The organism is Leptolyngbya sp. NK1-12, assembly GCF_032598965.1.
In the GTDB taxonomy this organism is placed as follows: domain Bacteria; phylum Cyanobacteriota; class Cyanobacteriia; order Elainellales; family Elainellaceae; genus Elainella.
On the sequence record NZ_CP053586.1, the window covers coordinates 3,346,663 to 3,371,383 of the forward strand.

Sequence of the window (24,721 nt, forward strand, 5' to 3'; positions counted from 1 at the left end):
ATCTACGCAATGAACAGTTTCTGTTCTCTCAACTCTATTCCAATCAACACTGCAAACTATACTGGCTCCTCTAGCTACCTTGACTCGATGTACTTCTTTTGAATTCACTTCTTGCATCAATACTCTTGAACTAATGCCCCTAAAATAGAGAACATCCTGAGCGCAAGCCGAGGTGATGCCCATGACAACTTTTTCGCCCCTCGATCTCGATGACGACCGCCTGTTTCCCGATAGCGACGGCAAGCCAATGGCAGATAATACCGAGCAATTTCGCTGGATTGTGTTAATCAAAGAAAACCTAGAGATCCTGTTTGCTGATGATCTGCTAGTTTTTGTGGCCGGCGATCTACTCTGGTACCCAGTGCGTTCCACCCTGGTTGATCCTACCGCTCCTGATGTGATGGTGGTGTTTGGCAGACCGAAAGGCAGACGCGGTTCATACCGCCAGTGGCAAGAAGACAATATTCCGCCCCAAGTGGTGTTTGAAATTCGTTCTCCCAGCAATACCGACATGGCTCTGACGCGCAAGCAAGAATTCTACGAAACCTATGGCGTCGAAGAGTATTACCTGTATGACCCAGAGATAAACCAGTGCAACGGTTGGCTGCGGCAACAAGATAGGCTGGTTCCGATTCCCGACCTCAATGATTGGATCAGCCCTCGCCTGCAAATTCGCTTTCATCCCGGTTTACCGGAACTGACGCTCTATTACCCGGATGGACGCAAATTCCTCAGCTCCATCGAATTAGAGCAACGCGCTCACGAAGCTGAGCAACGCGCCCGTGAAGCTGAACAACGCGCGGCTAGTGCTGAATCGGCTCTAGAGCAGGAGCGCCAGCGAGCAGAACGATTGGCTGCCTACCTGCGCTCTTTGGGAATTGCCGAGGATCAGCTTCCTGAGGTTTAACAAGGGAAATCGTAAGCCTTCAATTATTTCTAATTCTCTTAACTCCGTGAATCTTCCCCGTTCTGGCTACACCCTGCCGGTTTTTGCGTGTGCCTCGGCTGTGGCGGCTCTGCGCTGGCTACAAGATGATTTGGCTGCTTTGCCATCGGTGAGTATTGATTTGATCGAACCTGCCGAAACGGCTGAGATTGCGATTGAACAGGTGGCACGACTCAGCCCAACCTCGGCCCTAGCGATTACCCGCAGCGATCCGGGAGACAATTTAGACCTGACGCGCCATACGCCGGTGTGGGCGGTGGTGGAGCTGAGCACCGAGGCCGCAGGCGAAACGGGGCAGGAAGCAGTGGCGATTGAATTGCAGGGCGGCGAGGGCGTGGGGCGGATTCTGACTGCTGACCAACCTGCCATTTACACCTATGCGCGGCGACTGTTGGAAACCAATTTGCGGCAATGGTCGAGGCCGGGACAAACGATGCGGGTGACGGTGATTTTGCCAGAGGGGCGGTTGTTGGCCGAGCGAACGTCTAATGCTGCGTTTGGCGTGGTGGAGGGATTGTCGCTGTTGGGGACATCGGGCATCGCTCAACCCTTGAGTGCTCCCGGTCAGCTTGAGGCGTTTCGGCGGGCATTGCAGCAGCAAGCAAGTTTGGAGAATTTAGTGTTTTGCATCGGTGAAAATGGGCTGGATCTGGCTCAATCATTGGGGATTAAACCAGAGCGATTGCTGAAAACCGCCAATTGGCTAGGTTCAATGCTGGTGGAAGCCGGGGTCCAAAAAGTGCAGTCGATTTTGCTGTTTGGCTATCACGGTAAATTAATCAAACTGGCAGGCGGCATTTTTCATACCCATCACCATGTGGCCGACGCGCGGCAAGAAATTTTAGCGGCCCACTGCGTCAAAGTTGGACTGCCAACCGCAGAGATTCAGCAAGTGCTGGCCAGCAGTACCACCGAGGCTGGTCTCAAGTATCTGCGTGAATTGGATGCTACCAGCCGCACAACTTGGGTGGAACAAGTGTATGGCTCGATTGCCGATCAGATTGATCAGCGGGCGGAGGCTTATATCTACACCCACAGCGAGCAGCACGTGCAGGTCGGTTCGATTTTATTTGACCGCGATCGCCAGATCATCGTGCAAAGCCGAAAAGGGGATTCACTTTTGTCGCAGGTTTGTTAATCTAGTTAAAATATTCAAAATTCATTACATTTAATTGACTGGTTTAATTTCCGCTAATTCAAAGCGACTCCTATAGTTAGTTTGTGCCAATAGTTTCGTGCCAACAGTTTGTCAGCTCTATTTCCCCCTCTAGAATTTGTATCAGGACGCAACAGTGACTCTCCAAACTGAACAACCGCCAGCACGCTCATCGGCTAACCGACTCGACCGCCAGATGATCGTGATTTTGGATTTTGGTTCCCAATATTCTGAGCTAATTGCTCGCCGGATTCGCGAAACCCAGGTTTACTCAGAAGTGCTCTCCTACCGCACCACCGCTGAGCAATTGCGTCAGCTCAATCCCAAGGGCATTATCCTTTCGGGCGGTCCCAGTTCGGTTTACGACCAAGGTGCGCCGCATTGCGATCCTGCCATCTGGACGCTGGGCATTCCGATTCTGGGCGTCTGCTACGGCATGCAGTTGATGGTGCAGCAGTTGGGTGGCGGCGTCGAACGGGCCGACCGGGGTGAATATGGCAAAGCCTCGCTCTATATTGATGACCCGACCGATTTGTTCACCAATGTGGAAGATGGCACCACCATGTGGATGAGCCACGGCGATTCGGTGACTCGTTTGCCAGACGGGTTTGAACTGCTGGCCCATACTGACAATACGCCCTGTGCCGCGATTGCCCATCACGAAGCTAAGCTCTACGGCGTCCAGTTTCACCCAGAAGTCGTGCATTCGGTTGGCGGCCAAGCGCTAATTCGCAATTTCGTCTATCACATCTGCGCCTGCGAACCCACCTGGACCACGGCAGCTTTTGTGGAAGAAGCAGTGCGGGAAATTCGCGCCAAAGTAGGCGACAAGCGGGTGTTGCTGGCCCTTTCCGGCGGGGTAGATTCCTCAACGCTGGCCTTTCTGCTGCATCGGGCAATTGGCGATCAGCTCACCTGCATGTTCATCGACCAAGGCTTTATGCGCAAGGGCGAACCTGAGCGGCTGCTGAAGCTGTTCCAAGAGCAGTTCCACATTCCGGTTGAGTATGTCAACGCTCGTGAGCGGTTTCTGAAACGGTTAGAAGGCATCACCGATCCGGAAGAAAAGCGCAAGCGTGTCGGCCATGAGTTTATTCGCGTCTTCGAGGAAGAATCGAAGCGGCTCGGTCCGTTTGACTACCTAGCTCAGGGCACGCTCTATCCAGACGTGATTGAATCTGCCGATACGAACGTGGATCCCCAGACCGGCGAACGAGTAGCCGTTAAGATTAAGAGCCATCACAATGTCGGCGGCTTGCCGAAAGACCTCCAGTTCAAGCTGGTGGAGCCGCTACGCAAGCTATTCAAGGATGAAGTGCGCAAAGTTGGCCGCTCGATTGGCCTACCCGAAGAGATCGTGCAGCGTCATCCATTTCCGGGTCCCGGCTTGGCGATTCGGATTTTGGGCGAAGTCACCGAAGAGCGACTCGATATTCTGCGGGATGCCGACCTGATTGTGCGGCAGGAAATCAACCGCTGTGGCTATTATCACGAACTGTGGCAGGCGTTTGCTGTGCTGCTGCCGATCCGCAGCGTTGGCGTGATGGGCGACCAGCGCACCTATGCCTATCCGGTGGTGCTGCGCTTTGTCACCAGCGAAGATGGCATGACCGCCGATTGGGCCAGAGTGCCCTACGATCTGCTAGAAACGATTTCTAACCGGATTGTCAACGAAGTGCGGGGCGTCAATCGGGTGGTGTACGATGTCACCTCGAAGCCGCCGGGAACTATCGAGTGGGAATAGATTGAATGGAAATCGCTGCTTAGCAGTGAGCAATTGCTAAATTAGCCATTTACGAAGATACAGAGACTCGATTCAAGATTGAGATTTGTATCTTCGTTTTTTTGTGGTACCTTATCCAGGATTGACCGTGCTTTGCGTCCTCACTCGTTACGCTCACAGCTCACTTTATCCAGCACACCCACAACCGTTGCTGCGAGCCTAGCCTACAGCCAGAGAATATTGCCATGCAGAAGTAAGCGACAGGGAGCCAATTGCTGCGAACCATGAAAAAAGTTCTGGTGAATGCGCGGGAGCAACTCAGCCGCAAACCACACATGTGGATTGGTCTGCTGATTTTTGCAGCCAGTTTGTTTATCTACTTGGCCAACGGACGCCCGCTCAGTTCTGGGGATAATGTTCCTACCTCGCTTTTGGCCTTTAATTGGCTGTTTGAACATAGCCTCAATTTTGATGCCTTTCGCGATGGCCATATGTTCAACAAAAGCCAGCTCTGTGCTACCTGTGCCGGAGCAGATGGAACACCCTACTACTTGGTTGAAGCTCCGAACGGTCACCTCACCTCCACCTATCCGATTGGCACCGCTATCATTACATTTCCGCTCTATGCGTTGTTTGCGATTACTCTGAAGCTGAATAGCATCGTCCAAAGCTGGCTGACCAATGTGCCAGTGCTGATTCCGCCCGTTACAGAACCGGGGTTTGAGATTTACCGACAACGCTACGAAATGTTGGCCGCCGCTATTCTCACAGCCAGTTCGGTGGTGCTGTTTTATTTTTGTGCCGCGCTGAAATTTCACCCGGCCATTGCCCTACTCACAACTTTTGTTTTCGGTTTTGCAACCAACACTTGGGTGACTAGCTCTCAGGCTCTCTGGCAACACACGGGCGCCAATTTTGCCCTGCTCTGCGTCATGCTCTGTTTGTTGAAGGCCAACCGCACCGTTGTAAGTCGAGGCAAGCTGTTGTTAGTAGCCGGATTCTTTTGTGGCCTGATTCCCGGATGCCGTCCCACCAGCGTTTTGTTTGCTATCGCCATTACGGTCTACTGCTGCTTTGCCTATGGGCGAGAGGTGCGCTTCTTTCTGCTGGGTTTACCGTCGTTTCTGCTCAGCAGCGGCTGGAATTTTTATTACTTTGGCGCTAGTCCCAAGAATCTGCTAGTAGCTGGCTATTCGCGCTTCTCCAACAATTCCTTTACCAGTTCGTTCTACCAATTCACACCCCAGCAATTTATCCAGGGCTTTACTGGCCTGCTGCTGAATCCGAATCGGGGTTTGTTTGTTTACTCGCCTGTGCTGCTGTTTGCCCTGCCTGGAGTCTGCCGCGTCTGGCAACTGCGCGGAAAAAAAGATGAACAACTGTTGGGCTGTTTGACAATTGCCGCCGTTTTGATCTTTATTCAGTACTGCTTTTTTGGCATCTGGTGGGGGGGGTGGTGCTATGGTCCCCGGTTCCTAACCGATATTCTGCCGGTGGTTTGCCTTTTGCTCGGTTACTGCCTGCGGGACGGGCTAGGGCAATTCCAGCGGCATCGCTACTCGATGATCGGAGCGGCGATTGTTTTTTTCAGCCTGCTGGTGTTTTCCGTTGGCGTGCAGGTGGTAGGAGCATTTAGCGCTACGAGTTGGGATGCTATTCCCGGCACCAATGTACCGCCCCAAGCCTGGACCTTTCAAGACACACAGATTCAGCGCCACGCCAACCGCTTGTTCTACCAACTGCACCGACCGATTGAGAAACCGCGACAGTACCTGCGCCGCAGTGACGGCATTGTTCAGACGGTTCAAGATGCTAACCAACAGCCGATCCCAGATCCACTCACGGCTACGCCTGGACAAGAAATAGTCTTGACTGCCCAGATTAAAAATACCGGCAAAACCCAGTGGTACGGTTACGAAACGGCCCTCGGACGAGGCGAGGCCCGGATTCAGGTTCAGTTCTTGGATAATACGGGCACAGTTGTGGCACTCGGATTTGATAATGTGCTCTATGTCTCAGGTAGACCTGAACCTAAAGAAACGACTCATGCCGTTGGTCCAATTCGGTTCCCGACTGAGCCGGGAGCTTATCAAATGGTGCTGACACCCACACTGCATGGGCTAGGCGAGTTGCCTGAATACAAGCAACAGCTACGGCGACCCTATACGGTACCCGTTGTTGTGACTCAGTGAAAGGGTTGCTCAGTAGATTATGTTGGTGTGTTGTGAAGTCTTTCACACTCTGCTCAGGAGTTACTTATGACTGATGTAATTCCCTATGTTTCGAAGCTATTTATCTATCCAATCAAATCGTTGGACAGAGTTGGCATTGAGAATATAACCGTTCTCAGAAGTGGGGCACTGAAGCGAGATCGTGAGTTTGCCATTTTTGATCAATCAGGTAATTTCGTGAATGGTAAGCGGAATGATCGGATTCATGCCATACGCTCTGCGTTTGATATCGCAACCAATATGGTCTCGTTGCAGGTGCAGGGAACCGATCGAGCGCAGACATTTCAGGTTGAGAAAGAGCGTGAAGCACTTGAATGCTGGCTAAGTGAATTCTTTGGATTTCCAGTAGAAGTGAAGCAAAATCTCGATACGGGTTTTCCAGATGATACGGTGTCTCCTGGTCCAACCATCATTAGCACAGCAACCCTAGAGGCCATTGCCTCATGGTATCCCGGACTTGATGTTGAAGAAGTCCGCTTACGGTTTCGCGCCAACATTGAAATTTCAGGTGTTCCTGCCTTTTGGGAAGATCGGCTTTTTACAAAAGCAGAGGGAACGGTTGATTTTCAGATTGGAGATGTACAGTTTATGGGCATCAACCCCTGTCAGCGCTGTGTCGTGATTACCCGTGATTCCAAAACCGGAGCAGCTTACCCAAACTTCCAAAAAACTTTTGTAGCCCAACGCCGGATAACTTTACCCGAATGGGCAGAGCGATCGCGGTTTAATCACTTCTACCGCTTGGCAATCAACACACGACTGCCTGTTACCGAAGCAGGAAAAACAATTCGCATCGGTGATGAACTCAGAATTGACTCACCTCGTTAATACTTTATGCCAATACTTTTATGGCAACTTACGGCAACCTCATCTCCAAGCCTAAGTTTTCCTCAACTTTCCCCAACTCCCCCCTACCTGTGGAAAACTAGCCGAAAGTCTGTGGAAAACTCCCCTTACCCTGTGGAAAACTAGGGTAAATCTGTGGAGAACTCTGTTAATCTCTGATCACGTTTAACTCGAATCACCGGATCGGGTAAAACTGCGTGAGTTTTTCTACCCCAGATCGGAATTGTGCCGTCATCGTAGCTCGAACCAGGGAATTATTCAAGCTCAAGTTATTGTCCTGGGTATGTTTTGGGAATAGCCGCAGCACTCCGCCTAGTCCAAGTTAGCGGTTCATTTGCCGCTTCAATTCTTCCAGTTCTTCATCGGTTTCCCATTTTCTAAAGGCTTGCTCCAGCGGGTCTGCCGCACTAGAAGCTCTAAAGGTCTGGTTCCAGCCGCTCGTCTGCCACTGTTGCTCTACCGGATTTGAGGCTGCTTGGTAGCTAAAGCGGTTAGCCTGAGCCTCCGCCACTTTAGTCCGCACCTCCTGCCGGCGTGTCTGAATTTGTTTCTGCAACTCGATAGTTTGCTGAATCCGCTGCTTTAGGACTTCCATTTGACCCCACAGCTGATTGCCCTGACGCAACAGAGCTGCTTCCCGTTCTTCGGCGGGTTTGACCAGATCAAAGCGCTGGGCATTCTTAGCCTTTTCGATCCGCACGTGCCAGCGTTGAATTTCTTGTGCGGTAGCTAGGATCTCATCTTGCAGCCGCTTTTCCCGCAGCCGCAGATCGCCCAGGAGTTTAATTGTTTCCTCTTCTTGCTCGCGCAAATTCTCTTCGAGGGCCTGCAATTCCAGATGCGGGTTGTTTCTGAGAAATTCTTCCAATCGCATCTCTAGAAACGAGCTGAGGTCTTCAAACAATCCCATTGCAGGTACTCCTGTTACCGTTAATGTTGGCTCTAATATCTGGTCATCCTAACAAGCATCCTAACAGGCACTTCTAGAATTGCGACTGCCTAAAGAGAGGGAGATGGATCGCGGCCCTGTAATTTCGCTTTTACGCCCACCACGACCGAGCGCAGCTTCCAGAATTTGCTGGTCTGCATCCAGCGATTGGTGGCTTCTAGTTGCTCAGCTTTTTCTTTGTTGCGTTTTAATTGGGTCTGTAAACAGGCGGTAAGGTGACGGTAGCAGTTGAGCTGAAATTGAGTATCCGGTATTGCCTGCTTAATCGCCTGCTTATAAAATCGCACCGCTTGGGCTGGTTTGCCCATTTTTTCGTAAATATGCCCCGTCCGAAAATAAATCTTCGGTCGATATTCTGCCTCTAGCGGCGTACCAGACACCATAGATTGCTCAGCTTTTTGAACCAGCTCTAACGCTTGCTCAAACTTACCCTGTTGCTCGTAGTGTTTTGCTTGATTCAACTGGCTCAGGATTACCAAGCTCAAAATTGAGCTGGGAAGTTTCTCGACTTTCTGATAAAGGGCAATGGCTGCTTGGTCCAGCCCAACACTGCTGCAATAGGCCGCTAACGGCATCAAATGGTCTTCATCCTGATACACCTCGCAGAGAGGTAGAACTTCCAGGCAAACGGTTCGCAGTTCCTCCAGCTGGGTTTGGGCGTATAACGTATCGGCCAAGCGTCGCAAAGCTCGTACTTTTAGCCTTGGTTCAAGGTCAAGCTGAAGCAACTTTCTGAACAGTGACTCGGCCTGGGCAAAATCCTTGGCTCGATAGCAATCCCAGCCCGCTAAATAAAGGTACCAAAATTCTGGCAGCCAGCTTTCATCGTAAGCACGGGAGAACTCCCCCGACTTACGTAAGAAGAAGGCAATACTATTGAGATAGATATCGTTGCAATACACCTGAATGGAAGGAACTTGCTCTCGGCGCGGTAGAGGTTGATTTTCGGGTCGATTGCTAACTTCAAAGTCCGGCTGGTCAATTACCTCAAAGCCCTGCACTAGCGGGTCGGCACCCGTTAGCCATGTCTCCATCCATTGGCGATCGGTAAACAGCATGTTTGGCTCATAGCTGGGGCGATCGGTGGGGTTAAATTCGGTTGTTAGAGCTGCAATGCCACCGGGCTTGAGGACGCGATGGATTTCCTGGTAAACCTTGTGCAGTTCGCGGAAGTTGTTAACATGTTCGATGGCACAGCAACTCCAGACAAAATCAAAGCTTTCATCAGGATACTGAATCTGCGTCATGTCCATATGCTGGACTGTGAGCCGCTCCCGCTGATAGGGAAAGGGATTTTTGTCGTAGACTTCTTGAACGGCCATCGAAGCGGTTGACCAGTTCTCGGACTCATACAAATCCGTCGCAATCACATGTTGACAAACATTCGTGAAGGCATAGATCAGCATCTCATGTCCAACTCCCAAACCGATGGCCTTTGATTCGCCCTTTAGCAAGCCCAAGTGTTTGAGACCTTTGTAGACCTGAATGAATTCCCACCCTTTGCGGCTAGGAGTTCCGCACATCAGTAGGGATGAGATAGCTTGAAATTCAGAATCTTGCCAGTCTTGAATGTCCGCCACTTTGCAGAATTTCATGAATCTAACCCGCCCCCTGCTCAATTGCAACAATTCTTTGAATTAGGAATAGCTTACATGAAGATGGAGGTTGCGGTGGAGATTGGTGCTATTGGCAACCACTGTAGTCGTTATTGAGTGCTATCAAGGGTTAATTGCTTGAGAAATAACAGCCAATCTTCGTTGAGGCGATGGGTCAGGCATTCTTCAATCGTCAGGGGTTTCACCTCGGCATCAAAATCAATGTGCTTTAGCTCAAACCCATCTGCCTGAATCATCTCTAAAAAGCCTTTGGGGTCAGGATAACGCCCACAGTTGAACTCCAGCACAATTGTTATCTGGGAATGGCGCTGGATGGTTTGGCGCAGTCCTTGCCAAATACTTTCTTCGGCTCCTTCGGCATCGATCTTAATAAAGTCAAGCTTTTGCCAATCCTGGGTCAGTGTATCAATCGATGTAGTTTCAACCTCAACCGCTTCATCCGTATCACTGGCGTAGCGCGTCACCGAGGCATTCATACCGCGCCCTTTGGGAATCACGAGTTTGATCGGTTCTCCAGGTTGGTCAATGGCTGCCTTCGCCAACACGGTGGTAAAAGCAGTAAAGCCATTCACATCAATGGTTTGTTGGAGCAGCGTCGCCAGTTGGGGATTTGGCTCTAGGGCAAGGATCCGCCCTGTGGTACCGATCGCATCGGCCATTAACAGGGTGTAGTAGCCATGATTGGCTCCCACATCGATGCAGTGCCAGCCAGGTTGTAGGATTCGGGCCACGGCTAGCGTCATCCAGGTTTCCCAAAAGCCATCCAGGCTCAAATGGGGCACAATCCCCAAATCTTGACTGTCTGCATAAAGCAAATATTTGCCCAATACTCGACAAATTAATGTATTGTTGCCCAGATAGGAAGTCTGACAAGCAACTCGGCAAGCAAGCTGAAATTCTGCCCACGTCATCTGAGCAATGGGTTTTGTATTTTCTGCCCAAGTGCGCTGCTGAAGTGATTGAAATTGTATCTGTTGCTGTAATTGCTCAACGCTATGCCCCAAACGGCGGGTTTCAGTTCCTACGTTGGCTATTTCTATCTCGATTTGCTGGTGCTTAGCTTCAAGCTGCCGGACTCGCCCAATCAGCGTTTGCAACAGAGTTGTATTGCGCTCAACTCGATTTATGCAATCCGCAATGGCATTGAACTGATGAGCCTGTATGGTTGCATCTGTGCCTAACCAATGCCTGATGCGTTGTCGCCATTGGGGTAGTTTTCCAGTTGACTGATTAGCTGAGGGGGACAACCGTTCATAAGGATTCACTTGCTCAAGAAACGCCGCCATATCTTGTGGATTCACGGCGGTAGCTGGCAAATCTTTCCGTCTGGTCAGAATAACGAAAACTTGATTGGCAAACACTGGAGAAAATTGCTCGCTTGCTTGCTTTAAAAAGCTGTGATTAATTTTACTTAGCATGCCTTTATGCAGGAGCAACCACTCGAATTGCTCAAGGCTCTGCTTATAAGTGGCTTGGTAGCTGGAGGCATGAGGAAAAACCTCTTTGAGGGCAACAGGTGCAAGGAGCCGATCCTCAGGTTGAAGATGCTGTTTGACAAACTCTTTTGCCTCTTGCCAAAACCTATCTTCGCCCTGCTGCGCCATAATGGACTGCCTTGAGTAAATATTGAAACGCCTTATTAACCATACCGCAGCAATGTGCCTTTCCTCACGGCAAATGTTTGGAGACCTAGGTCTCGCTGTTTGAACTGATCCAACAATTTAGGTGTTTTGTTGAATGCTTGATTTAAAAGGCATCCAACCACAAAGCTTGCGTAAATCATCCTTACAAATTTGAACCGATTGTAATTCAGATGTTAGTCGTATCAGCTTTAGATTTTAAGGAGCGTAGGTGGGCTGCTCTAGGTCTTTCCTTCTTAATATTCTTTAACAAACAGCAACCTAATTTTGTACAGTTTTGTCAAAACCTTGCTGAATCTGGCTATGGGCAGGGCAATAAAATACTATTGCTTATGGTGAATCAACGATCAAAACTTGACAAGGAGCCAATTTATGCAGACTAGTGAACTCAAGTTTCTTCTCAAGCTCCTAGGTCGTGAAAGTTATCGTGCTCCTTCTGTAAGGGAACTTGCACCAAGCAGTAAAACTTCTGCTTCGGAAGTAGAAAAAATTTGTCGGAATTTAGCAGAACGAGAAATTGTGGGTTATGCCTACGTGATCAGAAAGTTTGAAATTGAATCTGCGGGTAAAGCACTACTTCAACAAGACTTAAGTCAGGTTCCTGTCTCAGAACAACAGCTCATCGTGCTGAAAGCCTGTAAAACTAAAGCAATAGCTCCTAGTGATATCAGCAGCAAAAAACTACCCGCGCAAGATCGGCAGCTTGTTATTCAAGATCTTGCTCAAAAAGGACTTGTTAAGGCCAAAAAGGTCGAAATCAAGGAGGTTTGGCTAACTGATCGAGGAGCCGAGTATTTACGGGATGAACTGAATCTGACTGGAATTGTTAAGCAGTTTGACTTAAAGCTGTTTGGAAATTACTTAAATTTCATGCGCAAGTTGATGCGCAGTTCTGAAATTCCTCCTGAACTGCCTCCACCTGACGGACAAGCAAAACCAACGGATGAAGAAATTTTGCAAACTATTCGGAATCTAGATCGAGAACTAGGTACAGAGAATTATCTTCCTATTTTTTACCTGCGGAAAAAATTACAACCACCGCTATCTAGGGATGAATTAGATCAGGCGCTCTATCGTTTGCAAAGACAGGACAAACTTGACCTGAGTTCATTAGTAGAAGCCATTCATTACACATCAGAAGAAATTCAGGCTGGAATTCCTCAAGAATCTGGTGGCCCTCTGTTCTTTCTGGTTGTGAACGAATAATCTGTTCAAACTTTAATTTCTTGATATTTGCTGCTATGTCTTAGAGGTCACAGCATGGCTACGATCGATGAAATCATTCAACGAGAAGCAAACCCGTTTGATCCCGTCACATTTAAAACGGGTAATTTTTGGCAGGAAGAAGACTCCACAATCACCTCAACTGTCAATTCGATTCATCAAGAGGCGATCGATCAAATCACGGGACTGCTTAACTCAGTTGCCAAAGACTATCACACTCGTACTGTTCGCCTAACGGGTGATGTGGGTTCTGGGAAAAGCTATGTACTCAAACGCCTTAAAGACAGCTTGAACTCCAAAGCTTTTTTCGTCTATATTCCACCGTTTGTAGACAGTGACCATATTTGGCGGCACACCCTACGGCAAACCGTTGATAGCTTGATGCACAAACCAGAGGGACAGCAAGAGTCTCAGTTGTTGCTTTGGCTTAAAAGTTTGTCAGTGTTTAGCGATCGCAACCTGATGAAACGATTGTTGGGTGAGCGTGCCTTGTTCATTAAAAATTTTCAAAGTGCCTATCCAACAGGAATTTATCAAGCCAAAGAATTCTTTGGTGCCCTATACGACTTAAACAATCCAGATTTATATTTCACTGCTTGCAGTTGGCTGAGGGGCGACGATTTAGACGAAGATGATTTGAAAACGCTAAAGATTAGAAAATCAATTGACAGCGAAGCTGCCGCTCAAGGAATTTTAGCAAATTTGGGTAGAATCTCAACGTCTACTTATCCCATTGTCCTTTGCTTTGATCAGGTTGAAAGCAAGCTGCTACCTAATGGTTCACCAGATATTCAACCTGTTTTTAACATCAATACTACATTCCATAATGAAAGACTGAAGAACTTTTTAATTATTATCAGTATTAATATAGAAACTTGGAAAAAGCATAAGGATACAATTCAACAATCTGATAGAGATAGAGTGGAGCAAGCCGTACTTTTAAGACGAATTTCTCTTGATCAAGCTGAAGCGTTGTGGGCAAGCAAACTAATGCCTTTACATCGTCAAGCTAATCCACAGCCAAAAACAAAGATCTATCCGTTGACACGAGAAGCATTAGAGGAAAAATACCCAGGTGGAAAGACGACTCCTCGTTCAACGCTAGTTTTTGGTCATCAGTTGCTGCTTCGCTACAAGCTAGACAAAGCTGGGATTGATGGGTCGGATGAAACAAGCAAACCCGATTCCAATGCCTCATTCAAACTTCTGTGGGAAAAGGAATTTAGCACGACTGAACAGAAAGTAACTCGCATTCGTCATTTCTCAGAACCCGAACTGATTTCAATGCTCAGCAGAACGTTGTCTGCTTTGCAGGTGAAAAGCATTAAACCGAAATTACTTTCCAGCAAGACCTATGCCAGCTATTCCTTTTCTTATCAAGACCCTCAAACGAATAAAAAGATAGGGTTGGTTTGGGCAGAAAATTCTAGTCAAACCTTTATTCACACTATGCGATCGTGCGACTCAGCAGAACGAGAGAAATCCTGTCAAAAAATATATTTGATTCGGGCAGAAGGAACCGGCAGATCAAATACTCAAGGCTATAAACTATACAAACAACTCTTTGTTGATCTGCCCCACAATCGACACATTAAACCTGATTTAGAATCAGTTCACTATTTGGCGACATACGATCGCCTTGTCAATTCAGTTTATTCTCAAGAACTAGTCATTGCTGGAAAAACCTTGAAGTTGAACGAGCTTGAGGCGCTAGTGCGAGATTCAGAGGTATTAAAAGGGTGCTCTCTCTTACAAGAATTAGGTGTCGTTCCAAAAGGAAAGGGTGGTCAACCTTCTTTGGGTCGAGAAAAAGAGTTTCTGCTGAGTTTTGTCAGAACTCATCACTTGATTGCCAGAAGAGTTGCTGTTCAAAATACCCTTGGGCAATTTCCCAAATTAACGGATGCCCAAATGGAACAAATTATTCGAGAACTTTGCCAAGAGAAACGAATCAGAATTTTAGATGAATCGGCAAAACTGGATGAGCAAATTATTTGTCTAATTCCCAAACAATCTGCGGCTTAACAATTAAACATGTCCTACTTAACAGATGTTGCGGAGATTGAGGCAACGATTCTTCAACTGGCGAACTCTCCCATTCTTTGGATAGACACCGAAGTTGCAGAATGGTGGACATCTCAACCAAAACTATCGCTGATTCAAGTGTTAGCTGATGCCGACGATCGCAACGGTACGGCTGCTTATTTATTGGATGTGCTCGATCGCCCTCATCTGGTGCAGCATTTCATTCACCAGATCATGATCAATCCAGCGATCGAAAAAGTGTTTCATAATGCCAGCTTTGATCTGAAATTCTTAGGACAGAGCCACGCTCAAAATGTCACCTGTACCTTGAAGCTTGCCCGACGCTTTCCAAAAACGGTTCTAGGAACTCCGAATTACAAACTAAAAACGCTAGCCAAAGAACTGTGTCAGTTCACCGAGGTTGACGCCGAGCAACAGTCTAGCGACTGGGGCAAACGTCCGCTTAGCTTTAAACAACTGGTTTACGCGAAAATGGACACAGTCTATCTGGCTCACGTCCATCAATACTTACTTAGGCTGGTGCAGAACAAGCGTCCTGAAACCGTGACGACTCCATCTCCTCCTGACCCTACCTCGTTCAGCGTGACGAAAGTGCGGGTGGCATTTGAATGTGCCCGGTTGTTTTATTTGGCGCAGCGGTTTGACGGCAAAACCCAATTTCTGCCAAAGGATCAAACGCGGGGCATCGGTAACGCCTTTCACGAGTTATCCGATCGCTTCGTCCAAGCCGCATTAGAGCACCCTCAGTTTCAGGAGCTATTTGCCGCCAAACCTGACCAGCTTAATGCAGAGGCGATCGCCAGCCAAATGCAGGATGCCTTCTTCAATCTGGTCTTCTACCCGTACCTGCAAGCCAAAATTGAGCGTGATCCAAGCACAGCACCCGCCCTAAATCAACTTTGGCAAGGGTTAATCGGGTTAATTCAGCAATGGACACGCCTGCTGGTAAATAATCGGCGCTATTGCTCGGCAGACGATTTGATCAGCAAAACATTTCTGGCACAAGAACTCAACGTGCAGCATTTGTTCACACTGCCCGATGGCAGCCAGCAGCAGGTTAGGGGGCGATTTGACAGCCTGGTATATGACTTTGAGCAGCGGCGTTTGTGTGTCATCGAGTATAAAACCTATCAATCGCTAGATCAGTCGGCGCAACTGGCACAGGTTGCTTTATATAGCTACATGCTGAAAGAGCGCGTGGGCGTTCCGATTAACTCTGCTGTATACAGCGTTCTACCCGATTTAAGAGAGTTGACGTTCACCTGGGATGAATTAGAAAACACCGTTCATCAACTGATTCCTCACAAGTTATTGCAAATGCGCCACTGGGCAGCGTGGGAACCCGGACAGCCTAATCCGCCACCGCCCACCAGCCAACCGCCGCTCTGTGAGATTTGTCCTCAACGCACTAAATGTCAAACGTTTTTCCTGACTGCTGAGTTTTCATCCCAGTCTGCAACCGCTGATTCAACTCCTGTTTCCCCGCCGCCTGAGCCGATCGCATCTCAAAATCAGCCGCAAAACCCAGCATCCCACGCAACTACGAACCCTGACGAAGAAACAACCTGCAATGCCGATGCAATTGCAGAGAGTTTAGTCCAAACGTTGAAGTCGTTTGGGGTGGGAGTAACTTATCACGGGGCGGCGATCGGTCCTGCCTTTATCCGAGTCAAGTTAAAGCCCGCTCCTGGCGTCAAAGTTAATTCGATTCTGAAGCTCTCGGATGATTTGCGAGTTCAGTTGGGAATTGCCAGTCCGCCCTTAATTGCCCCACAAGCGGGTTACGTCAGCGTGGATTTGCCTCGTCCCGATCGCCAAGCCGCCTATTTCGATCGCTACCTTCAACCTGAACTACTACCGCCGACTGCGCCCACGCGAATCGCCATTGGTGTGAATCTAGACGGTCAACTGATTGAAGCGGATTTATCCGATCCCAACACCTGTCATTTTTTAGTGGGAGGCACCACAGGCAGCGGCAAAAGTGAGTTTTTGCGTTCACTGCTGCTGAGTCTGCTGATGCGTCATTCGCCGCAAACGCTGAAAGTGGCGCTGGTTGATCCCAAGCGAGTCACGTTTCCAGAATTTGAAACCATGCCTTGGCTGTATACCTCGGTTGCCAAGGAAGGCGATCGCGCCATCGCTCTCATGGAACAGTTAGTTGCCGAGATGGAGTCTCGCTATCAAAAATTCGAGGTCAACCGTTGCAGCGATTTAACCAGCTACAATCAAAAATTCAGTCAGCAACCCGCCAAATGTTTACCGCGAATTGTCTGCATTTTTGACGAATATGCGGATTTCATGGCAGAAAAAGAAACGGCTCAAGCGTTGGAGCTGCATATCAAGCGATTAGGGGCAATGGCACGCGCCGCAGGCATTCACCTGATTATTGCCACGCAGCGACCTGAAGCTAAAGTTGTCACGCCAATTATTCGTTCAAATTTACCAGGGCGCGTGGCGCTGCGCACGGCAAGCGAGGCAGATTCCGCAATTATTTTGGGTGGAAAACAAACTGAAGCAGCCTATCTATTGGGCAAAGGGGATTTGCTCTACCAAGTTGGAGCTAATTTACTGCGATTACAAAGTTTATTTGCGCCAACGATAACATTAGCCAACATTTTGTAAGGCTTGCTCAGCGACTAAAGCTCACTTCACAACCGTACAAAAATTATTCATGCCCAGTTGAAAATAGTGATGCTTGAAGTTTCTGAATCCGGTCTCTTTCACCAGCACCTGCTGTAACTTGGTGCGGTTGTAATAGCGCTTGTGATCGCGGATTTCGGCCTCATCGACAATTTTGAGCCGATAGGAAAGAAACTCTAGAACCGGCTGCGCCCACACCGAGGGTACGGTCAGCACCAGCTTGCCGTCTGGCTTTAGTACCCGATAGATTTCCTGTAAAATCGGCTTTTCGTGCTCGATGTGTTCTAGTACGGCTAGCATCGTGACGACATCAAAGCCAGCATCGGCAAAGGGCAGTTTATGGGCCAGTTTGAGCTGCACAGTTTGAATATTCTCTAGCTGCATTTCTTTGACTTTGAAGTCTACACCCACGCCATAGTCAATCCGAGGCGCAATGGTCCGAAGAAATGCCGCCGAACGGCCACAGCCCACATCCAGCACCCGTGCCCCTGACGGAATATGGGGCATTACCTTACGAAACCGAAACCACCGCAGCAGTGGTTCAAGCAAAACTTCACGTGCCAACGCTTTCACTCCTCACAAGTTGCCTAGCCAATCGCCCAACGGAATCAGCGATTCAGCCTTTGCAATAGCTTATATCAACTTGCTTTTCCTTTGTAGCGAAGATAGGGATATCGCTGTGAGGAAGGACTGGTGATTTCAGTTTATGAATGATATAGCGCTTCCGATGCCCGGTCTGGATCGGCCTGATGCAGCATCAGGGTCATTTCTTGCCGCAGTTTGGCGACCTGTTTCAGCGCTTTTTGGGCGTTTGTTTTGCTGCCGCGCACCCAGAAGAACTGAGCCGCCAATTCAAAATCGGCAATTGCTTCTGAGACGTTTTCGAGCTTTTGCTGAGCTACAGCGCGATAGTAGTAGGCCACGGCTGAATCGGGAGCGAGCCGGATCGCCTCATTGTAGTCAGCAATAGCCTCGGTATAGTTTTCTAATTTTTGCCGCGTCATGCCGCGATAGAAGTAGGCAATTGGGTAGTCGGGACGCATCTGCAAGGCTAGCGTGTAGTCGTTGATGGCGTCCCAGTGTTCGCCCTGCTCGGATCGAATGAAGCCTCGATTACAGTAGGCGGCTCCTTGGTGTGGGGCCAGCCGGATCGCTTCAGTGAAGTCGGCAATGGCGCTGGCTATGTCACCCAGATCATAGTGGGCCAAGCCCCGGTAATTATAGGTGATATCGTCTTCGGGATTAATGCTGAGCATATGAGTATAGTCAGCAATCGCTCCTACTTTGTCGCCCAAATCATAGCGGGTAACGGCACGATTCCAGTAGGACAGCAAGTCATCGACTGGTAGGGTTGGATCGTCAAACCGCTGAATTAATCGCTCGATCACGCCGGGATCAGTGGTTTTGAGCTTGAGCTGGAGTTCGGGGAAAGCGGTCTTGGTTTTTAACACATTGGCAATGCCCAAAACGGCAAAGCTGTCATCTGCGACCAAAAAGTTTTCGCTGGTACCCAGGATTTTGAACTGGAATTGGTCGGGGTACATGCGCTTCAGCTGCAATAGTTTGTGCAGGGTTTCTTGCAGCAAACTGCGGTGGGTCAGGTCGGTCATCCAGCCTCGCTGCATTTTACTCAGCCAGCGGTCCTCATCCCGATCGGCTAGATAGCACCAGCCTACGTCCAACTGCTTGCCTTGACTGAGGAAGGTCTCAAACTGACGAAACAGCAGTTCGTCAAATTCACACTGCTCAGACCAGGGCCAAATCACAATCAAGCGCTGCTGGGTTTCCTCTAGAGCCTGTTCCAGCACAGCTCGACTGCTGGGGGTGGACATCTCTGTAGGGGTCGCATCGGCTGGATAAAAATCGAAAATCAGCTCGGAATGAGGTGTGGCCGCCACCATCTGCAACTGCTGATTGATGTATTGCAGCTCTTGATGCAGCACGTCTTGCACCCGCAGCTTAAACGATTCGATTGCGCCGTCGGAAACCGGAATCCGCTGAGAAAGTTCGCTGAGCTGACGTTGTAGCGCAATCACGTCTAGGGTTTGCGGTAGTTGGCTGAGCTGCTCCCGCAGCTGCTTCTGCTGGCGGGCTAGGCTAGTGGTAAAGTCATGAATTGTGTTGAGCTGGTCTCGCAGGTTGCCTAGGTAATTAGCAGCTAGCTCTTGTAATTCGGGGTAAATGCTGGAGGAGGCCGATCCCAATGTTGTTAGAGCCGTATGGTGTGCAGCTAGTTCGGTTTCTCCGGGTTGGTTGTGGATGCGACCATTGCTCTCAACTGCGCCATCTTCGGGTTTTGGCAAGTCATGAAACGTGCGTCTAAAGCTCAAGGCTGCGGTCTCGATAGCTAAGACCGATTGTTTTAGAGCTTCCTGCTGAGCGTGGAGCGCTTCTACTTCACTCACTAAGCTGCTCAAGTCGCGCCGGGGGACCAGATCGGCCACAATTTTGATCAGCTCGGCTACTTCTTGCTTCAATGAGCTGACATCAACCGGAGGCGGTAGTTTACTGAACTGACGATCTAGCCGCGTGATGTGCTCTTGCAAAATCGTCAGGTTTGGCTTGGTTTGGTAGCTAAAGCTGTCTAGATTAACCTGAAGCGTGGCGACATCCTGTTTTAACTGATCGACTGTTTTTTGAATTCCGTCAGCTTGCACCTGACTCGATAATCCACCCAGATCAGTTTCCATCTGGTTGACGGTTTCCATCAGATAGTTGCAGCGTTCGACCACCTGACGAACTTCCTGGCGCACAGCCCCCAACCCCTGTTGCTCAATGGCAGCCAACCGCTGGTGCATGCTTTGTCTCAGTGTTGAGATTTCATTGTGCAGCTTTTCGGAAACTTCCTGATTTTTGAACAGCAGCGACCGATTGAGGCGATTGATCGTTTCTGGTTTGGGCAGCGAGGCCACCTGTTGATGTACTCGATCAATTTGCAGCGCTAGATACTGATCGGTCTCGGCCAGAGTGGTGTCGCGCTGCTCGCTCATTTGTGCTAAGCGACGACGATTCAATAATCCCAACACCACCAGCAAAGACAGGGGCGTCGTTGTGTAGAACACCTGATTGAGCAGGAGAGATGCCACTGAGCCAGCCCCTAGGCCAACGAGCGACGCGTTCTCCAGGGCATTGAGCCACGAGTACTTCTTCATGTTGAGACAACAGCTTGTGATATACGTTTTAATTCAGGCAAGGTTGGGTCCATTCCGGGGGCATATTCTCTTTTTACGAAGTCTGCCTATGTCGTCAGGAAAACTGCCAAAAACCCCAGCCGCAGGGAAAAACCAGGCTCAGTGTCCTCTATGGCTCTGTGGTTGCTTTATTTAATGTTTCTGAAGCGATTGAACTTTGCGAGCAAACCATGCCTCCTGCATAGCAGCACAGAATCCGCCAATAAAAAATGCCTGCGAAAACAGCTTGAACGCTTCTTCGATGACATGCAGCGATCGTCTTAATGTGACGTTCGTAAATGTAGGCAACACGCCAGATAAAACAGGAATTTCCTTTCTATTGCCTAATGTATCTAAAATGACCATTACCAGTAAGAGAGCGAAACCAACCGTCAGGTGTCTCAGCATCCGGCGACTGTAATTCTGTTTGATGGTTGGTAGGTATAAATAGATTAATCCAATACTTAATAAACCGTACAGCAAAACGATAAAGTCATTAATTCTAACTGTAATAAAATTCCGTTTTAGATTGAATGCAGTAAAAATTGCAACTTGAAAAAAATCTTCGTGCAACTCAAATGCTTCATCCACTGCAAGAAACAGAAAGCCAATTGCAATCATCAACCACAAAATGCATGGCGACCGCCATCCTTCAAATTTGAATTTGCTGCTGCTTAACCAACAAACTACCAAAGCAATCCCTGCTGCAATCAAAAGCTGAATTAAAGAGAGCCGAGTAATATATTCTTTCTCATGAAAGTAGCGAGTGATCGGCCTCTCTAGATAAATTGCCCTTCCCACCCCAGCCAAAACAGCAATACTATTAATTAGCAGCAGCAGCAAGGTAATCAAATTTGGTCTAATTTTGGTCTAATTCTCAATAGCTTAAGTGGTCAATTTTATATCGAAATTGAGCCTCTATCTAGAACCAATTTCTAAACAGTTATGAAGTCCTCTGCTGTAGTTTTGCCAAGCATGTTTGATGCTTGATTTCTAAACTAAAAAGCCCTCTAAGCAGAAGCTGTAGAGAGCCGTGAAAACACATTCTAGAAATTTGTGCTGGAATAACAGGGCCGGTTGAACCTTGTTATTAAAATCACAGCAGTAGCTTAGGCCGAGAGAGTACGACGCTTCGAGACCAGTCGGAAGACCTGGATAATATCGCCTAGTGCCCAGTCTTTGAAGCTATCGATGCCGATACCACACTCATAGCCAGCGTTGACTTCCCGCACATCCTCTTTCATCCGCTTCAGTGAGTCGAGGTTGCCTTCATAAACTACCTCACCGCCACGCCGGACGCGAACTCGGCTGTTCCGAATCGCCTTACCTGACAGGATATAGCAACCAGCCACCGCTCCGCGACCCACCGGGAAGACAGCCCGCACTTCTGCCTCACCCAGCGGCTCTTCGACCATTTCGGGTTCCAGCAGACCTTCCATCGCGCCCTGAATGTCTTCGAGCAGCTTATAGATGATGTTGTAATCCCGCACATCAACTCCGGCTTCATCGGCGGCCTGACGAGCACCGCTTGCAAAGGTGGTATTAAAACCCACGATTACGGCGCTACTGGCGGCAGCCAAGTCCACATCGGTTTCGGTGATCTCGCCCGGAGCAGCCAGCAACACCCGGACCTGCACTTCTTTTTGGGGAAGTTGTTGCAGTGCGCCCAGAATCGCTTCGACCGAACCTTGGACGTCCGCCTTCAGAATCAGGTTGAGTTCCTTCAGCTCGCCTTCCTGAGCCTGAGCCGAGAGCGTATTCAGGCTGACTCGACGAGAAGCCATTGCCTGCTGCAGGCGCGATTGCCGCTGTTGATCGGAACGGCTGGACGCAATAGCCCGCGCTTCTTTCTCATCCAGGTAGACTTCAAATTCGTCACCGGCTGCTGGCACATCACTCAAGCCCAGCACCTCGACGGCAAAGGATGGTCCTGCCGCATCGACCCGCTTGAACCGGTCGTCTACCATCGCTCGCACCTTGCCGAAGACCGATCCCGCCACCAGCACATCGCCAACACGCAACGTCCCGTTTTGAACAATCAGCGACGCTACCGGACCCTTGGCCTTATCGAGATGGGCCTCAATCACGGTTCCCTTAGCCGGACGATCCGGGTTGGCATACAGGTCTTCAACCTCGGCCACCAGCAGAATCATTTCCAACAGCGCGTCAAGGTTTTCTCCCTGAATGGCGCTCACAGGCACCATAATCGTGTCGCCGCCCCATTCTTCAGCTACCAGACCATATTCGGTTAGCTCCTGCTTCACCCGGTCGGGCTGGGCTTCTTCTTTATCGATCTTGTTAATCGCTACCACGATCGGCACACCAGCAGCCTTAGCGTGGCTAATTGCTTCCACGGTTTGAGGCCGCACGCCGTCGTCAGCCGCCACTACCAGAACGGCAATATCAGTGACACGAGCACCCCGCGCTCGCATCGCGGTAAAGGCTTCGTGACCTGGCGTATCTAGGAAGACGACTTGCTGCACCTGACCGTTTTGTTCCACATCGACGTGGTAAGCCCCGATATGCTGGGTAATCCCACCTGCCTCGCCTTGAGCCACTTTGGTTTTGCGGATCGAGTCGAGCAACGTGGTCTTACCGTGGTCAACGTGGCCCATAATCGTAACCACCGGAGGACGACGCTGGAGGTTTTCCAGATCGGTTGCATCCAGCATCTCTGTCACCTTACGGGCTTCGGCTTCGGCTTCAGCCGTTTCTACCTCGACCCCAAATTCTTCAGCCACCATGATGGCGGTGGGAATATCCAAAATCTGGTTGATATTGGCAGCGATGCCCTTCATGAACAGCAGCCGAATCAATTCCGTTTCGGGCACAACCAACTCCTCGGCTAGGTCATGCACCGTAATGCCGCCTCGCAGCACAATTTGCTCAGGCCGCTGCCGCACTTCTTCTTGCCGCCGCTCACGTCGAGTACTGCGCGAAGACTCAGAGGACCGTTTGGCTCTGGGAGGAGCCGGAGCCGATACAGATGGCTTCGATTGGCCAGCCCGATTCTTCGGCTTCGGTGGACGCGCTAGCGAAAGGCTGACTTGGACGGTTGCATCCTCATCTTCGCCTTCGTCTTCGTCGTCGAGCACCTCATCCAAATCAATAATGTCGATATCCTCGTCGTCATCAATGACCGGCGTGCGACGTTTCGATTTGGTAGCAGCTTTGCCACCTGCCTTTTGAACTTCTTCTTCAACCTCTTCCTCTTCTTCCCATGCCTTGCCTCGCTTCGGCGGCCGAGGTAGGGTTGGGCGCTGTAGTTCTGGCAAAACATCCCCGGGCTTACCTGCAGGCTTGCCGGGAGATTTAGCAGCGGTCTCAGTTTCGCTGGCTGTTTCGCCCGGTCGCACGGGCTTGCGTCGCAATTCTAGAACGGGCCGCGCTTTAAGAGCTGGCTCTTCTGCAGTTTCCGAGCGACGAGGTTGCCTAGCAGGAGCCGCATCTGCCGACTGGCCATTGGTACGGGCGGCGGGCTGAGCCGTATCTGCCTTGGGTCGCTTCAGGATAGGACGGTTAACTGAACCCGGTGCTTGATTGGAAGGACGGCTAGGCGATGCCCCAGCCGATTGACTCACTTCGGGTTTCGGTGCTGCAACTGGACGAACCGGCGGCTGCACCAATTCTGTCGCTGGTTCAGCAGGCAGTTCTTCTTCAGGTTCTACCGTCACTTCCTCTACTAGCTCAGGAGCAGTCGTTTCCACCAACTCAGTCCCTGCCTCCAGGTCAAGATCAATGTCTTCCTCAGCTAGCTGTTCAGCTTCGACCGCTTCAGATCGCACTGGACGATTCGGCGGACTTGGCTGCTGAGCCGGCTGAGCAACAGCAGGCTTGGCAGGGGCAACATTAGCAGCAGAATTAACAGGGGTTTCGGCCTCTGGGCGTCTTGGAGGCTCGGATAGAGGCCGATTTTTACGAATTTCAAGAATCTGTTGCTTTTTCACAGGCGGTTGTGAATTCGCTTTCTTAGAACCAGAGCTAGTCGCGTGGGACGCCACTGCTTTAGAAGGGGGGTGACTGCTGACAACCTTTTCGGCAGCGCTACGAATGCGTGCAGCTTCGGCCTCCGTTATTGTACTGCTATGGCTTTTAACTGAAATATTAAGCTGGTCGCAAACTGCCAAAATTTCTCTGTTATCCAAATTCAATTCCTTTGATAACTCGTATATTCTCACTTTGCCGTTGTTCATCCACTATCCCCTCTGCGTCCCAATCGATTGTCACATATTGACCTACTGCTTTTGTGAAACTACATCTGTACCTACACTAAACTACGGTTCTGATCAGGGCATGATTCAGTCGCTCAAAACCTAAATCTTAGGTACTGGGCGATCTGCAGCCGCTTTGCTTTCTAAGCTGTGTTCCTTAAAGATCTTCCCAAATTTCTCCAACCGAAAGGTTGCACTACCGAGTCAGGGTGCGCACCCTCTACCATCTTGCACGAATTTTTAGAAAATTGAAGCCACCTTTTGGTGCAGTTCCAGCTAGATTTCGCGTTTTTACCCTACTCACCTTTCCGATCTTATCGTTT

The 24,721-nt window shown here is 49.6% G+C and carries 15 protein-coding genes; 8 read left to right on the forward strand and 7 right to left on the reverse strand.

From position 1 onward, the window contains the following. Nucleotides 1–181 precede the first annotated feature (181 nt). The 5 genes from HJG54_RS14075 (at nucleotide 182) to HJG54_RS14095 (ending at nucleotide 6,884) form a co-directional block, all read left to right on the forward strand. Nucleotides 182–907: a Uma2 family endonuclease gene (locus tag HJG54_RS14075; RefSeq protein WP_316429369.1), complete on the forward strand. Its 726-nt coding sequence runs from the start codon at nucleotides 182–184 to the stop codon at nucleotides 905–907. 46 nt (nucleotides 908–953) lie between these two features. Further along, nucleotides 954–2,084, forward strand: a complete 1,131-nt coding sequence (cbiD, locus tag HJG54_RS14080) for a cobalt-precorrin-5B (C(1))-methyltransferase CbiD (RefSeq protein ID WP_316429371.1) — start codon at nucleotides 954–956, stop codon at nucleotides 2,082–2,084. A 214-nt stretch (nucleotides 2,085–2,298) separates the two neighbouring features. Then, nucleotides 2,299–3,846 (forward strand): glutamine-hydrolyzing GMP synthase, encoded by a 1,548-nt coding sequence (guaA, locus tag HJG54_RS14085; protein ID WP_420717390.1) that lies wholly within the window; start codon nucleotides 2,299–2,301, stop codon nucleotides 3,844–3,846. A 263-nt stretch (nucleotides 3,847–4,109) separates the two neighbouring features. Continuing rightward, a complete protein-coding gene (locus tag HJG54_RS14090; RefSeq protein ID WP_316429374.1) occupies nucleotides 4,110–6,017 on the forward strand; it encodes a hypothetical protein in 1,908 nt (635 codons plus the stop codon). 66 nt (nucleotides 6,018–6,083) lie between these two features. Beyond that, nucleotides 6,084–6,884 carry an MOSC domain-containing protein gene (locus tag HJG54_RS14095; protein WP_316429375.1) on the forward strand — a complete coding sequence of 267 codons (801 nt, stop codon included), beginning with the start codon at nucleotides 6,084–6,086 and terminating at the stop codon, nucleotides 6,882–6,884. A gap of 340 nt (nucleotides 6,885–7,224) precedes the next feature. On the opposite strand, the gene HJG54_RS14100 is transcribed toward HJG54_RS14095, so the two are convergent. The 3 genes from HJG54_RS14100 to HJG54_RS14110 all read right to left on the reverse strand — a co-directional run bounded on the left by HJG54_RS14100 (nucleotide 7,225) and on the right by HJG54_RS14110 (nucleotide 11,071). Continuing rightward, on the reverse strand, nucleotides 7,225–7,812 hold the full coding sequence (locus HJG54_RS14100) for a TIGR04376 family protein (RefSeq protein WP_316429376.1): 588 nt from the start codon (nucleotides 7,810–7,812) through the stop codon (nucleotides 7,225–7,227). An 89-nt stretch (nucleotides 7,813–7,901) separates the two neighbouring features. Beyond that, complete coding sequence (locus HJG54_RS14105) at nucleotides 7,902–9,446, reverse strand: methyltransferase domain-containing protein (protein WP_316429379.1); 1,545 nt, start codon at nucleotides 9,444–9,446, stop codon at nucleotides 7,902–7,904. A gap of 110 nt (nucleotides 9,447–9,556) precedes the next feature. Continuing rightward, nucleotides 9,557–11,071 carry an FkbM family methyltransferase gene (locus HJG54_RS14110; RefSeq protein WP_316429381.1) on the reverse strand — a complete coding sequence of 505 codons (1,515 nt, stop codon included), beginning with the start codon at nucleotides 11,069–11,071 and terminating at the stop codon, nucleotides 9,557–9,559. A gap of 408 nt (nucleotides 11,072–11,479) precedes the next feature. Here HJG54_RS14110 and HJG54_RS14115 point away from each other — a divergent pair, with 408 nt between their 5' ends. The 3 genes from HJG54_RS14115 to HJG54_RS14125 are packed head-to-tail and all read left to right on the forward strand — an operon-like array spanning nucleotide 11,480 to nucleotide 16,999. Continuing rightward, the gene (locus HJG54_RS14115; RefSeq protein WP_316429382.1) at nucleotides 11,480–12,313 is read left to right on the forward strand and encodes a hypothetical protein; all 834 of its coding nucleotides are present in this window, start codon (nucleotides 11,480–11,482) and stop codon (nucleotides 12,311–12,313) included. Between the two features lie 54 nt (nucleotides 12,314–12,367). Beyond that, nucleotides 12,368–14,356, forward strand: coding sequence for an ATP-binding protein (locus tag HJG54_RS14120; RefSeq protein WP_316429383.1), 1,989 nt, complete (start codon nucleotides 12,368–12,370; stop codon nucleotides 14,354–14,356). 9 nt (nucleotides 14,357–14,365) lie between these two features. Then, nucleotides 14,366–16,999: a DNA translocase FtsK gene (locus HJG54_RS14125; RefSeq protein WP_316429384.1), complete on the forward strand. Its 2,634-nt coding sequence runs from the start codon at nucleotides 14,366–14,368 to the stop codon at nucleotides 16,997–16,999. Between the two features lie 21 nt (nucleotides 17,000–17,020). On the opposite strand, the gene HJG54_RS14130 is transcribed toward HJG54_RS14125, so the two are convergent. The 4 genes from HJG54_RS14130 to infB all read right to left on the reverse strand — a co-directional run bounded on the left by HJG54_RS14130 (nucleotide 17,021) and on the right by infB (nucleotide 24,380). After that, nucleotides 17,021–17,581, reverse strand: coding sequence for a class I SAM-dependent methyltransferase (locus tag HJG54_RS14130; protein ID WP_036009251.1), 561 nt, complete (start codon nucleotides 17,579–17,581; stop codon nucleotides 17,021–17,023). A 140-nt stretch (nucleotides 17,582–17,721) separates the two neighbouring features. Continuing rightward, nucleotides 17,722–20,169 carry a tetratricopeptide repeat protein gene (locus HJG54_RS14135; RefSeq protein ID WP_316429388.1) on the reverse strand — a complete coding sequence of 816 codons (2,448 nt, stop codon included), beginning with the start codon at nucleotides 20,167–20,169 and terminating at the stop codon, nucleotides 17,722–17,724. Between the two features lie 171 nt (nucleotides 20,170–20,340). Further along, nucleotides 20,341–21,039 (reverse strand): hypothetical protein, encoded by a 699-nt coding sequence (locus tag HJG54_RS14140; RefSeq protein WP_316429390.1) that lies wholly within the window; start codon nucleotides 21,037–21,039, stop codon nucleotides 20,341–20,343. 257 nt (nucleotides 21,040–21,296) lie between these two features. Continuing rightward, the gene (infB, locus tag HJG54_RS14145) at nucleotides 21,297–24,380 is read right to left on the reverse strand and encodes a translation initiation factor IF-2 (RefSeq protein ID WP_316429391.1); all 3,084 of its coding nucleotides are present in this window, start codon (nucleotides 24,378–24,380) and stop codon (nucleotides 21,297–21,299) included. Nucleotides 24,381–24,721 lie beyond the last annotated feature (341 nt).